The organism is Proteus vulgaris (assembly GCF_023100685.1).
Classification (GTDB): Bacteria; Pseudomonadota; Gammaproteobacteria; order Enterobacterales; family Enterobacteriaceae; genus Proteus.
Genome location: NZ_CP090064.1, coordinates 534499 through 547254 on the forward strand (window position 1 = coordinate 534499; position 12756 = coordinate 547254).

General features: G+C 38.8%; 13 protein-coding genes. 1 reads left to right on the forward strand and 12 read right to left on the reverse strand.

What is annotated here, in order from left to right:
- Position 1 precedes the first annotated feature (1 nt).
- The 8 genes from LW139_RS02630 to LW139_RS02665 form a co-directional block, all read right to left on the reverse strand.
- Entirely contained in the window at positions 2-634 is a 633-nt protein-coding gene (locus LW139_RS02630; RefSeq protein ID WP_247850592.1) for a hypothetical protein, read from the reverse strand.
- A gap of 187 nt (positions 635-821) precedes the next feature.
- Complete coding sequence (gene fis / locus LW139_RS02635; RefSeq protein ID WP_004245342.1) at positions 822-1118, reverse strand: DNA-binding transcriptional regulator Fis; 297 nt, start codon at positions 1116-1118, stop codon at positions 822-824.
- 20 nt (positions 1119-1138) lie between these two features.
- A complete protein-coding gene (gene dusB, locus LW139_RS02640; protein ID WP_247850593.1) occupies positions 1139-2110 on the reverse strand; it encodes a tRNA dihydrouridine synthase DusB in 972 nt (323 codons plus the stop codon).
- A gap of 321 nt (positions 2111-2431) precedes the next feature.
- A complete protein-coding gene (gene prmA, locus LW139_RS02645; protein ID WP_166539213.1) occupies positions 2432-3313 on the reverse strand; it encodes a 50S ribosomal protein L11 methyltransferase in 882 nt (293 codons plus the stop codon).
- A gap of 23 nt (positions 3314-3336) precedes the next feature.
- Positions 3337-4782 carry a sodium/pantothenate symporter gene (gene panF / locus LW139_RS02650; RefSeq protein ID WP_166539231.1) on the reverse strand — a complete coding sequence of 482 codons (1446 nt, stop codon included), beginning with the start codon at positions 4780-4782 and terminating at the stop codon, positions 3337-3339.
- On the reverse strand, positions 4772-5020 hold the full coding sequence (locus LW139_RS02655; RefSeq protein ID WP_109409245.1) for a YhdT family protein: 249 nt from the start codon (positions 5018-5020) through the stop codon (positions 4772-4774). The genes panF and LW139_RS02655 overlap by 11 nt, the downstream gene beginning before the upstream one ends.
- 332 nt (positions 5021-5352) lie before the next feature.
- Positions 5353-6555, reverse strand: coding sequence for a MalY/PatB family protein (locus LW139_RS02660; RefSeq protein ID WP_166539212.1), 1203 nt, complete (start codon positions 6553-6555; stop codon positions 5353-5355).
- 27 nt (positions 6556-6582) lie between these two features.
- Positions 6583-7806, reverse strand: coding sequence for an aromatic amino acid transport family protein (locus LW139_RS02665; RefSeq protein WP_413685684.1), 1224 nt, complete (start codon positions 7804-7806; stop codon positions 6583-6585).
- Positions 7807-8149: 343 nt separating this feature from the next.
- On the opposite strand from LW139_RS02665, the gene LW139_RS02670 reads away from it, so the two are divergent.
- On the forward strand, positions 8150-8608 hold the full coding sequence (locus LW139_RS02670) for an Lrp/AsnC family transcriptional regulator (protein ID WP_072069791.1): 459 nt from the start codon (positions 8150-8152) through the stop codon (positions 8606-8608).
- A 72-nt stretch (positions 8609-8680) separates the two neighbouring features.
- Here LW139_RS02670 and accC read toward each other — a convergent pair whose 3' ends face one another.
- The 4 genes from accC to LW139_RS02690 form a co-directional block, all read right to left on the reverse strand.
- Complete coding sequence (gene accC / locus LW139_RS02675) at positions 8681-10030, reverse strand: acetyl-CoA carboxylase biotin carboxylase subunit (RefSeq protein ID WP_166539210.1); 1350 nt, start codon at positions 10028-10030, stop codon at positions 8681-8683.
- A 12-nt stretch (positions 10031-10042) separates the two neighbouring features.
- Complete coding sequence (gene accB, locus LW139_RS02680; RefSeq protein ID WP_072069789.1) at positions 10043-10513, reverse strand: acetyl-CoA carboxylase biotin carboxyl carrier protein; 471 nt, start codon at positions 10511-10513, stop codon at positions 10043-10045.
- Between the two features lie 34 nt (positions 10514-10547).
- Positions 10548-10991, reverse strand: coding sequence for a type II 3-dehydroquinate dehydratase (gene aroQ / locus LW139_RS02685; protein WP_072069788.1), 444 nt, complete (start codon positions 10989-10991; stop codon positions 10548-10550).
- 430 nt (positions 10992-11421) lie between these two features.
- On the reverse strand, positions 11422-12396 hold the full coding sequence (locus LW139_RS02690; RefSeq protein ID WP_247850594.1) for an MDR family oxidoreductase: 975 nt from the start codon (positions 12394-12396) through the stop codon (positions 11422-11424).
- Positions 12397-12756: the final 360 nt, after the last annotated feature.

Below are 12756 nucleotides of genomic sequence, written 5' to 3' on the forward strand. Positions count from 1 at the left end.
ATCAATAAACCTTGTTAATTAAATAATTAAAGTATTGAATATATTCATCTATTAACTGGTAGTGGCTAGCATTTAATAATCTAGTAATATTACTTCTCGATTTTTTTAATTCATCAGCGATAGCATAGTGAGATTTATCTTTATTGACCATGTATTTAAGTAAAACTTGCGCTTGTGCTCGAGTAATTTCTTTGAGTTGTATATTTAAATACTTAGTGACTAAGGTAATATTTTGTTGAAAATCTGAGCTAGATGCCGATATTGTCAAAATTTCACCTTTCATTTTATCGAGTCCTTCGCCAGATAAAATAAAGGCCTCACCAATTGAGGTTCTTACATCATTACGCAATGAGTCAATTTTGCCGATGCCAATACTTTGACGAGCACTGATTTCTAGATTTGACGTTTTTAGTGCTAATTGGATGACGATAGCGACTTTGATAGCATCCCATGCTTGTAAGCAAACAATCTGGAAAGAATCACCGCGGTATCTATCATATTTAATTGGTAACTGTTCTGAGAGTAATTGAACTGTCTGCTCCAAAGTGTAGAGCATCAGGTCATAGTTTGGGATGGAGATATTTTTAGAATCGATAATATCGCCTGTAATGACACTTACGATGTCTTTATTCATCTTTTGGCTCTTATGATTTTATGGCATGAATAACATGTTACCAAATATGGTAACATGATGCTATGTTACCGAATATGGTAACATGCTCATTAACTTTATAGATAAAGCGTGAAGAACAAGCAACAAAAAAGCCTTTTCTGGAAAACCAGAAAAGGCTTTTTATAAAAATAGACTTAACTGACTAGGATCAGTTCATGCCGTATTTTTTCAGTTTCTTACGCAGTGTGCCGCGGTTAATGCCCATCATTTGTGCTGCACGCGTTTGGTTGCCACGGGTGTACTGCATTACCATGTCCAACAATGGCTGTTCAACTTCAGCCAATACTAGCTCATATAAGTCATTAACATCTTGACCGTTTAATTGAGCAAAATAGTTCTTCAGTGCTTGTTTAACTGAGTCACGTAAAGGTTTTTGGGTCACCTGATCTTGTGAATTTACGGTGGCAACTGTTAGTACGTCTGAATTTACGCGTTGTTCGAACATAGTTCTGTCAGCTCTTTTATTTATTTACGCAAAAAATTTTCGAAATATGCTTCCAACGCCTCCAGCTGTTCGCTGGCATCCTCTATGGCGTTGAAGGAGCGCCGAAACTGGTCATCAGGGGCATGTTCCTTGAGATACCAAGAGACATGCTTGCGTGCAATGCGAGTTCCTTTGCCTTGACCGTAAAAGTCGTGCAACTCACGCACATGCTTTTGCATTATTTGTTGCACCTCTACAATCGGTAGAGGGGGCAACAGTTCACCTGTGTCCAGATAGTGCTGGATTTCCCGAAAGATCCAGGGTCTTCCCTGAGCAGCGCGACCGATCATCAAAGCATCGGCTCCAGTGTAGTCTAATACTGCTCTGGCTTTTAGCGGGTCTGTTATGTCTCCATTCGCAATAATGGGAATAGAAACACTCTGCTTAACTGTCCGAATGCTGTCGTATTCGGCTTCCCCTTTGAACAAACACTCGCGTGTACGCCCATGAATAGTGAGAGCCTGAATACCACAACGTTCAGCCAATTTGGCAATCTCTACACAGTTACGTTCATCAGGTGACCAGCCAGTACGGATCTTGAGAGTAACAGGTACGTCTACCGCGTTAACCACAGCAGAGAGGATCTCTGCGACAAGGTCGGGATGACGAAGTAGTGCTGAACCCGCTAGCTTTTTATTCACCTTTTTTGCAGGGCAACCCATGTTAATGTCGATAATTTGAGCGCCACTATCTGCGTTTATTTTCGCAGCAGCCGCCATATCAACGGGATCACTTCCTGCAATTTGTACGGAGCGGATCCCCAATTCATCACTATGTACCATTCGTAACCGAGACTTGTCTGTCTGCCAAACCTGAGGATTGGAAGAAAGCATTTCAGAAACTGTCATACCCGCACCCATATCATAGCAAAGCGACCGAAAAGGTCGGTCTGTAACGCCAGCCATGGGAGCCGCGATAAGGCAATTTTTTAACTGATACTGTCCGATTCGCATAGATGAAAAGAGGGCCAAACTGTGACTGCAAGGGCGCGTATATTACGCATTTTTTGCCAGATATGAAAGGACAAAGTTTAACCAAATTGCGAAAAAAAGTTACTTTTTTACACTTGATTTTTTATGAATTGATTATTTAATCAATAAAAACATAATGTTATGTGTTTTTAAAAAATTAAAATTTGATGATGTAGAATTGATAAACAAGTGGAACTAAGTAGAGTTTATCAGGCAAAAATGTGATTAATGCCTGATAAACAATAATTAAGTGAAATTTTAACGCAATGAGATTATCTCATTTTGGTTAATATTTGTTCTATGTTATTTTTTCACACCGGTAATACGACACCACTCTTCTTTCTCTGCAACAGGATCTAAGTTAAATAATCCTTCATAGGCGGCAGCGACACCTTCTGCTTGTGTCGCTAATACACCAGAAAGACCTAGATGCCCACCCTGACGAGGCAGTGTACTGATAACAGGTGCAAGTTCACGTAATGGTCCAGCTAAAATATTTGCCACAACAACATCAGCACTGAGGTTATCAGGCTGGTCTTTTGCAAGATACAGTGTAAGTGCGTCAGATACGCCATTACGTTGTGCATTATCACGGCTTGCTTGGATGGCTTGTGGGTCGATATCAATACCAATTGCTTTAGCTGCGCCTAATTTTAAGGCCGCAATTGCTAAAATCCCAGAACCACAACCAAAGTCGATAACCGTTTTACCTTCTAAATCTAAACCATCAAGCCACTGAAGACATAATGAGGTAGTAGGATGGGTACCCGTACCAAATGCAAGACCTGGGTCTAGCATGACGTTGACGGCATTAGGATCAGGCACTTCACGCCAACTTGGGCAAATCCATAAACGCTCACCAAAGCGCATTGGGTGGAAGTTATCCATCCATTCACGTTCCCAATCTTTATCTTCGAGTTGTTCAATTTTGTGCAGGAAGCCTTGACCGAGTAATGGCGTATTTTCTAACATTGCCACAACGATTTTCATGTCAGTTTCTGCATCATATAAACCGATAACGTCAGTATCACCCCACAGGCGAGTTTCACCCGGTAAAGGTTCAAATATAGGGGTATCGTGACTATCTTGGAAAGTCACTGAAACGGCACCGCTTTCAACTAACTCATCACCAATAGCTTCGGCATTGGCAGCAGTTGCATTAAGTCTTAATTGTATCCAAGGCATAATTAATCTCTTTAAAAACGAATTCACTGTAATGATGTTGATTGTGGCAGAGTATGCTCTCCAAATCGATTAGCAACAAGAAATGCCACTAAGCTCAATAACAGTGAAGGAACAATAGGGTGGAATCCGGCTATTTGGATATTAAATGTCGCAAGAGTGGCATAAAGTGTGGCGCCTGTGATCATGCCTGCAATAGCGCCATAACGGTTCGCTTTTTCCCAATAAAGGCCAAGAACTAGAGGCCATAAGAAAACAGCTTGTAGGCCACCAAAAGCGAGTAAATTAAGCCAAATAATCATTGATGGAGGGTTCCATGCAGCAAACAGCAGTAGCACACCTAAAATCAAGGTCGAAAGGCTCGATAAACGAGATATACGTTTCTCATTAGTGATCGCATGAGGAGCGATATTGAGATAGAGATCTTTGACTAACGTTGCTGAAGATTGTAACAGTTGCGCATTAATCGTAGACATAATGGCAGCCATAGGTGCTGCAAGGAAAATACCTGCTGCAATAGGTGGTAATACTTCAACCATTAACGTTGGGATAACCTGATCAGGGACAGTCAGATCAGGAATGATGGCCCGACCTAATGCGCCAGCAAAGTGCATTCCAAACATTAATAATGACATCACAATAGTGCCAATAATAATCCCTTTATGCATGGCTTTACTGTCTTTGTAAGAGATACAACGTACTGCAGTATGTGGCAAGCCTATTACACCAAAGCAGACCAGTACCCAGAATGAAGCCATAAAAGGCCCCGTTAGAATGCCATCCGCACCTTGAGGTGAGGTTAATGCCGGATCGATGGTATTGAGTTTTTGTATCGCAATATCTAAACCACCCGCTTTATAGATAATGGCAACCAGTAGGATAAAAGTACCGAGTAGCATTACAAGGCCTTGTAATGCATCGTTTAATACGCTAGCCCTAAATCCACCAATTGCGGTGTACAGTGCAATCGAGATCCCAAAGATAAGTAAGCCAAACTCATAAGGGATGCCGGCTGCGGTTTCTAATAGACGTGCGCCGCCGATAAATTGCACTGTCATGGCGCCGACAAAAGCGACTAATAGACTTAAACTGGAAAACCAAACGAGAAAACGACTTTTGTAACGCGCATATAGCATGTCGTTTAAGGTAACGGCATTATAACGACGCGCTAAAATGGCGAATTTTTTTCCTAATACTCCAAGGGATAGCCAAATTGCGGGCAGTTGGATCATCGAAAGCAATACCCAGCCAATACCATATTTATAGGCAGCACCCGGCCCACCGATAAAGGAGCTCGCACTAACATAAGTGGCAGTGATAGTCATAGCTAACACGAAGCCCCCCATGGAGCGATTACCCAGAAAATATTCGTTAAGAAACTCGCCTTTTTCACGCTTACGATAAGCATAAGCCGACAGCAGAAAGACCAACAGAAGGTAGCCAATCAGTGGCACTATGACCTCAGTTTGCATCGTCATGCTCATCTCCTAACGGCATATCTTTGAAAAAGTAGCGCACCATCAGATAGCACAATAGAAAAAACAAAACAGGTAAGAATAAGCATGAAAGCTCAAACCAAATAGGTAAACCAGTAATGCCTAGTGTGTTATCAGGTAAATAGGCGGTAATTAACCAACCCAACAAATAAATAAAAGTTAAAATTAGGGCCCAAAGGGCTTCTTTGTGGGCCTGAACAAAACGTTTGTCCATCTGTTCTCCCAATCTTAATAGGGTTAAAAATGAATGGGAGGATTGTACGGGAAAGTGCGTGTTGATTCAGTGAAAATTAATCACAAAGTCATGAGGGAATATTAGAAACTGACTATCTTACTGTTTTAAAAGGATTGTTGTTGAGTCTCTATTTAATGGGGCAATAAAAATAGAGATGATTTTTTATATTAATTGAGAAATGAAGTGTTGAAATAATCACCATAAATAGAATGTTTAAGATAATTGAAATAGGAAAAAAGAAGAGCAGACATTGAAATAGATTGATCAAATGTGGTGCTCTTCTTTGTTTTACTCATCTCATTAATTAAAAATTAAAGGGCATTTTTTATTCTTTCTAGGCCTTCTTTGATAATGGTGCGAGGGCAAGCAAGATTAATACGAATATAGTTATCACCATTACTTACAAACATATTTCCACCTTCTAATAAAATGCCTGTTTTATTGGCAAAATAGAGTGAAAGTTGTTGGTTATCGACATTTTCAGGTAAATATTCAGTCAAATTAATCCATGCTAAATAGGTCGAATCAGGTATTTTAAAGTTTGCTTTTGGAAAATGGGCCTGAGTAAATTCTTGTACTAATTTAAAGTTATCATCGAGATAGTTTCTTAGAGCTTTTAACCATTCATCACATTGAGAATAAGCAGCTTTTGTTGCAACTAAACTTAATGGCGAAATAAAGTCATCATAAAGGCGAAGCCATTCTTTTTTTACTTCTTCATTTTTAATAAAGATATGAGACATCAGATTACCTGCAAGATTAAATGTCTTGCTTGGTGCCATACAGGTAACAATTTTCTCATAATGAGGGAAGAGTTTAGCAATAGGTGTGTGTGACACTCCATTACGCAATAAATCACAATGTATTTCATCTGATATCATCCAAATATCATTTTCAACACAGAGTTTTCCCATCTTAATGAGCTCTTCTTCAGTCCACACTTTACCTGTTGGATTTTGAGGATTACATAAAATAAAGAGCTTAATATTAAGTGATTTATCCTTAATTTTGCGTTCCATATCTGCAAAATCAATAGAGTATTCACCGTCTTTTTCTAATAAATCAGAGTAGATCACTTGGCGAGAATTATAGTCTCCCGCTTGTTTAAATGGTGTATAAGAAGGTGTTTGAATAAGGATACTTTCATCTTCTTTTATTAATAAAGGTACTAGGCGGTTTAATGCAGGAATGATACCTGGAGATAATACAATTTCATGCGGATCAATTTCCCAATCGTAATGTCTTTGGCACCAATCTTTAAATATTTGGTAATACTCATCATCATATACTTTGGTATAACCTAATATCTTTCTATCTAGGCGTGCTTTAATGGCCTCAAGAACTTCAGGCGGAGTAGAAAAATCCATATCCGCAACCCACATTCTAATAAACTCATTATCAGCAAAGGCGAATTGTGCATCTTTATCTGCCTTAAAAATATATTGGCGCCAACCATCATAATTTAAAGCATCAGTATCTTTTCTATCTATAATTTCATCAAAGTTATATTTCATGGTAAACCTTTAATACGTCTAATTTAATTAAATAAATTTTAAGAAAGGGGAAATACAAAGCAGAATGCCCGTAAAGATAATCAAATACAGTGATCCACCTTTATAACGATGCAATGAAGGTACTTTGTAAACTAAATAAGCAGGAATAAGACAACCTACAATCCCGAAAATAGGGCTGCAGATTGAAGTGAACATTAATACTGGCAAATTAAGAACAATTGCACCCCATGCAATAATTACAGTAAAAATTACAATACATAATGTGAGGATTTTCTGATTAATTTTTTCTGCGGGAATAATACGAGTAAGAGCATTCATGACTAAGCCTTGCACTGCTTCTTTAAAGCCTAGATAAACGCCAAAGAATGCAGTCATTAAAGCAAATATGTTGAGTGCAACACCAACAGGAGTGACATATTTAGCCGCATCACCTTCAATAAATTGTGCTGCAATTGCTAAGGCCGAAATATTCTGCTCATAGGCTTTAACTGCTTCGTCATGGCCGATAGCAAAGGTAAAAGAAACAGCATAGAAGAAGACAACACAAAATAGTGTACCGAAAGAGATATTCATGGCTCTTAAGGCTTTGTAACGAGCGACTTCAATTGATTTATTTTTAGCTCGATAAGAAATAACCATCGGGCTAAGAGATTGAATAAAGAGAATAGAAGTCAGTGTGAAAGGTAGCGTAATAATGGCGTTTTTAATTAATAGGCTAAAAGGCGGGAAGGTATCGATATTTTTCGACAGATCCCACATGCTTATCATCATGACACCCAGTGCAAATACAACGAGTAATTTAGATAACACCATAAAGCTTGAGATTTTAAATAATAACTCTTCACTTCGTGATGCAATTAAGACGAGAAAAGAGATAAGAATTAAGCCATAAAAAGGGTTTTCTGATAGTAATCCTTCTGTTACGCCAAAGGTGTGTAGGTAAGATGCTGTATCATTAGTCAGTGCTGTTGGATAAGCAAAAATCCAAATCACTAACATTAAGAAGTAAAGTAATCCTAAAAACATTCCCCAGTTTTTACCAAGATAACCTTCGATAACACTTGGATAGTCTTTACATTCTTTAGAATCGGCAAGGGTATTAATAAATAAGCGTTGAAAGAGATACATGGCAGGGTAGCCAATAATAGAAGAGAGTAAAAACACCCATAATCCAATTAAGCCAACTTGCACAGGTAAGAACACAATACCAGCACCAATTGCCATCCCAATACTGATAATAATCCATCCCATATCAGTATTATCGAATCGTGTTAATTTTTTCCATTCTTCTTTTGAGAGAGAGGCCCTATCAACTTTTTGTTCTAATAAGGTCATACATGTGATCCCATGTGAAAGTAAAATTTATAGTATTTGTTTTGTTAAGTTTATTTTTGGAACATGATTTCTAATCATTTTGTATTAGCTGAATAACGATACTTCAAGAATAATTTTAGCAATTAGTGTGATTAATTATTTCTCCATATTGGAAGCTAGACGAACTTATTTATTAATAAAATTCGCTAAAATTGAGTTATAAATTAATTATCTTTGATAAAAATGTTATTTTGATTAATGTCACAGAGGTGCGAATAGAATGGATCTTGACAAAACGGATATGGGGATCCTGAAGCTGTTACAAGAAGAAGGACGACTGAATAATGCTGAAATAGCTAAACGTGTGTTTTTGTCTCCGCCCGCTTGTTGGAAACGATTAAAGGCATTAGAAAAAGGAGTGATCAAGAATTATCGCGCCATCATTGATCCTAAGCACTTAGGGTTTAATTTTTATGCCTTTATGAATATTACGTTAGATTTGCATTCTGAAGATAATATGGCGCACTTTGAACAAGAGATAATGAAGATTGATAATGTGATTTCTTGCCATAATATTTCAGGTCGATATGACTATATGTTGCAATTGGTCGTTAAAGACATGGAAGATTTTCATAACGTTTCCATGATGAAAGTACGAGCAATTGGCAATATCAAAGAGATGAACACCAGTTTTAGCATTCGAGAAATAAAACCCTTTAAAGGGTTTCCTATTAAATAGATGCTTATCAGAAAATCAGCAATAAAAAAGGCATAGTGATTAAACTATGCCTTTTCTGGTTAAGTGAAAAAATTACTTCTCAGCTAAACCTAAACGTTTTTCAAGGTAGTGAATGTTGGTACCACCTTTTTGGAATTGCTCATCATTCATAATGAACTGGTGTAACTCAACATTGGTTTTGATACCGTCAATGATAAGTTCTGCCAACGCATTCTTCATGCGAGAGATCGCGATTTCGCGTGTTTCACCGTAAGTGATCAATTTACCAATCATTGAATCATAGTGAGGTGGAACAGTATAACCTGCGTAAATATGCGATTCCCAACGTACGCCAAATCCACCTGGTGAGTGGAAACGAGTAATAGTTCCCGGGCTTGGCATGAACGTTTTTGGATCTTCTGCGTTGATACGACATTCAATTGCATGACCATGAACATTAACTTGATCTTGCGTTACTGATAAAGGTAAGCCAGATGCAATGCGTAACTGTTCTTTAATTAAGTCGATGCCAGTGATCATTTCTGTTACTGGATGTTCCACCTGAATACGCGTGTTCATCTCAATAAAGTAGAATTCACCATTTTCATACAGGAATTCGAAAGTGCCCGCACCACGATAACCGATTTCAATACATGCGTTCGCACAGCGTTCGCCGATATTTTTACGGATTTCAGGGGTAATACCCGGTGCTGGTGCTTCTTCAACTACTTTTTGGTGACGACGTTGCATTGAGCAATCGCGTTCAGCCAAATAGATAGCATTACCTTGACCATCAGCCATGACTTGAATTTCAATATGGCGTGGGTTTTCAAGGTATTTTTCCATATATACCATGTCGTTGCTAAATGCCGCTTTTGCTTCCGCACGCGTCATTATAATTGATTGTTCCAGATCTTTTTCAGAACGGACAACTCGCATACCGCGTCCACCACCGCCGCCAGAAGCTTTGATGATAACTGGGTAGCCAATACGTTTAGCAATTTCAATATTTTTTGCAGTGTCGTTACCTAAAGGACCGTCTGATCCTGGTACACATGGAACACCTGCTTTTTTCATCGCTTCAATGGCTGAAACCTTGTCACCCATTAGGCGGATGGTTTCAGCTTTTGGGCCGATAAAAATAAAGCCAGAGCGTTCAACTTGCTCTGCAAAATCAGCATTTTCAGACAGGAAACCGTATCCTGGATGAATGGCTTGTGCGCCACTGATCTCAGCCGCTGCAATGATTGCAGGGATATTTAGGTAACTTTTTGCTGAAGCAGCGGGACCAATACAGATAGTCTCGTCTGCCAGCAGAACGTGTTTTAAATCACGGTCTGCTGTGGAGTGAACGGCGACTGCTTTGATCCCAAGCTCTTTACATGCTCTTAGGATACGCAGTGCTATCTCACCACGGTTGGCAATGAGGATTTTTTCTAGCATGGACCTGCCTCGTTATTCGATAACAAAGAGTGGAGCGTCAAACTCAACATTGTCGCCATCTTGGCAAAGGATAGTTTTAACAACACCCGCTTTATCAGATTCAATCTGATTCATCATTTTCATTGCTTCAACGATGCACAGAGTATCGCCGACATTGACTTGCTGACCGACTTCAACAAATTTCTTAGCTTCAGGGCTTGGTGAGCGATAGAACGTTCCGACCATTGGTGAACGAACAACGTGACCACTGATTTCTTGCGTTGGAGTCGCTGCTGGAGTTTCTGGTGCTACTGGCGCAACAGCATTTGCTAACGCAGGTTGAGGTGCCGCTGGTGCCGCAAAATATTGCTGAGGAGCCATTTGACCCTGAAGACCAGTATTACGACTGATACGTACTGACTCTTCACCTTCAGAAATTTCTAGTTCAGAAATGCCAGACTCTTCGACTAGCTCGATCAGTTTTTTAATTTTACGAATATCCATGAGTTGATTCCGTACTCTTTTTTGATGTTTTTTATTAAGACAAACGGCTGACCGCTGCCTGTAAAGCAAATCGATAACCTTCTGCACCTAATCCACAGATTACGCCTGTTGCGATATCAGAGAGATATGAGTGGTGACGGAAAGGCTCCCGACTGTAGACATTGGATAGGTGAATTTCAATAAATGGAATATTCACCCCTAATAATGCATCACGCAGTGCAACACTGGTATGCGTGAAAGCTGCAGGGTTGATTAATATGTAATCGGTATTTCCCCGCGCCGCATGAATTTTATTTATCAGCTCAAATTCAGCATTAGACTGAAAATGGCTAAGTTTCACATTTAATGCCTGAGCATCTGCTGACAAACTTTGAACGATATCATCCAGAGTTAAGTGTCCGTAGGTTTCCGGCTCTCTTGTTCCAAGCAGGTTTAGATTCGGACCATTCAGGAGCAAAATATGAAAATTTTCCGACATTATGCTTCTATCTCCGTCAATTCGTCAACGAAATGACAAAATAACCTGTGCTTTTCGTTTTGTCATCTTTTATTGTATCCAATGTAACGATACATATCACAAAGTCCGACATTATAGACATTTCACAGAAGATAACAGCAAAATACTGGTCTAATCAGGGAAGGAAGGGGGTATTTTGATGAAAAGTTAAACGTTTTTACAAGATTGTAAACGTAAGAAAGCAAAATAAACCGGCGATGAAAAAATAATCATAACATCACGTTATTTATTGATGTCACTAGAAATCTGAACTTCTTTGAGATGAATCGTTAATATATATTAAAAGCGTGATCTGCGTCACAGGTTTATCACCTGTTTATATAAAAAGATGCTCATTCTGGCACTAAATGAAGTGAATTAATGCCAGAAATAAGCAGGTAAAACCGACAAATTAGAGTTTTACTAACGTTCTACCAGTCACTTGATTATCCATAATCATTTGAGCATAACGTGGAACTTCATCAAGCGTAATTTCTGTCATTGCTTGTTGATAGAATGTTTCTGGCAGTAATTTTAGTAAACGTTGCCAAACTTGGGCGCGTTTTTCCGCTGGAAAATAAACAGAATCGACACCTTGTAATCGAACATTTCGTAAAATAAAAGGCATCACGGTCGTTGGTAAAGAAAAGCTACCCGCCAACCCACAAGCTGCGACTGTTCCGTTATAGTTTGTTTGCGACAAAATATTAGCAAGAATTTGTCCACCTACAGTATCAATTGCACCCGCCCAGCGTTGTTTATCTAAAGCTCTGCCCGCAGATTCAAACTCTTCGCGAGTGATAATATTTTGGGCGCCAAGTTTGCGTAAATAGTCATGGTTGCTGGCTCTGCCACTTAATGCAGTAACTTGGTAGCCTAAAGCTGTTAGCAAACTAATGGCAGTACTTCCCACACCTCCACTGGCGCCTGTAACTAAAATATCACCACTTTTAGGCGTTATGCCACCTTGTTCTAATGCCATAACACAAAGCATAGCCGTAAAGCCTGCTGTACCAATTATCATGGCATTTTTTAAAGATAGTCCTTCAGGTACAGCAGTGAGCCAATCACCTTTTACACCTGCTTTTTGAGCAAGGCCACCCCAATGATTTTCCCCTACGCCCCAACCCGTTAATAAAACATGTTGACCAATATGAAAACGAGGATCTTCACTGTGATGAACGACACCTGAAAAGTCGATCCCTGGAACCATTGGAAGTTGGCGTAGTATTTTTCCTTTTCCAGTGATCGCTAACCCATCTTTATAATTCAGTGTAGAGTAATGAATGTCGATAATAACTTCATGAATAGGCAATGTTTTTTCATCGATATCTTGCACATTGGCATTGAGTTTATCGTCGTGCTGTTCAACTAATAATGCTTTCATCTTGACCCCTTATCGATTTCTATTTGTTTCATGATAAGTGATTTTTTAGATCTCGTCGTGATTGTGCACAATATCTATTGTAATAATGAGACAAATAATCCTTTTTTAGTGTATAAACGGGGGTTCTACGTTTATTGGTACAGAGATTATTCTGAGTTTTATATCTTGGTTATTAGATAACACCGTTAATGTTTGATGATGGGATAAAAATAAGCATTTCCCTTTGTGGTTCGAAATAAAGATAATGCGTTGTTTATGAAGTATTCGAGGTGAATACTTTTATTATTTTTTCAGTCAAGTTTTGTCGGTGAAACACTATTTAATATCAATAGAGTAATTGTGCTTATTCAAATGAATAAA

Coding starts and splice junctions, on each gene's coding strand:
- LW139_RS02630 (WP_247850592.1), bottom strand. CDS start 634: ATGAATAAAGACATCGTAAGTGTCATTACAGGCGATATTATCGATTCT.
- fis (WP_004245342.1), bottom strand. CDS start 1,118: ATGTTCGAACAACGCGTAAATTCAGACGTACTAACAGTTGCCACCGTA.
- dusB (WP_247850593.1), bottom strand. CDS start 2,110: ATGCGAATCGGACAGTATCAGTTAAAAAATTGCCTTATCGCGGCTCCC.
- prmA (WP_166539213.1), bottom strand. CDS start 3,313: ATGCCTTGGATACAATTAAGACTTAATGCAACTGCTGCCAATGCCGAA.
- panF (WP_166539231.1), bottom strand. CDS start 4,782: ATGCAAACTGAGGTCATAGTGCCACTGATTGGCTACCTTCTGTTGGTC.
- LW139_RS02655 (WP_109409245.1), bottom strand. CDS start 5,020: ATGGACAAACGTTTTGTTCAGGCCCACAAAGAAGCCCTTTGGGCCCTA.
- LW139_RS02660 (WP_166539212.1), bottom strand. CDS start 6,555: ATGAAATATAACTTTGATGAAATTATAGATAGAAAAGATACTGATGCT.
- LW139_RS02665 (WP_413685684.1), bottom strand. CDS start 7,806: ATGGGATGGATTATTATCAGTATTGGGATGGCAATTGGTGCTGGTATT.
- LW139_RS02670 (WP_072069791.1), top strand. CDS start 8,150: ATGGATCTTGACAAAACGGATATGGGGATCCTGAAGCTGTTACAAGAA.
- accC (WP_166539210.1), bottom strand. CDS start 10,030: ATGCTAGAAAAAATCCTCATTGCCAACCGTGGTGAGATAGCACTGCGT.
- accB (WP_072069789.1), bottom strand. CDS start 10,513: ATGGATATTCGTAAAATTAAAAAACTGATCGAGCTAGTCGAAGAGTCT.
- aroQ (WP_072069788.1), bottom strand. CDS start 10,991: ATGTCGGAAAATTTTCATATTTTGCTCCTGAATGGTCCGAATCTAAAC.
- LW139_RS02690 (WP_247850594.1), bottom strand. CDS start 12,396: ATGAAAGCATTATTAGTTGAACAGCACGACGATAAACTCAATGCCAAT.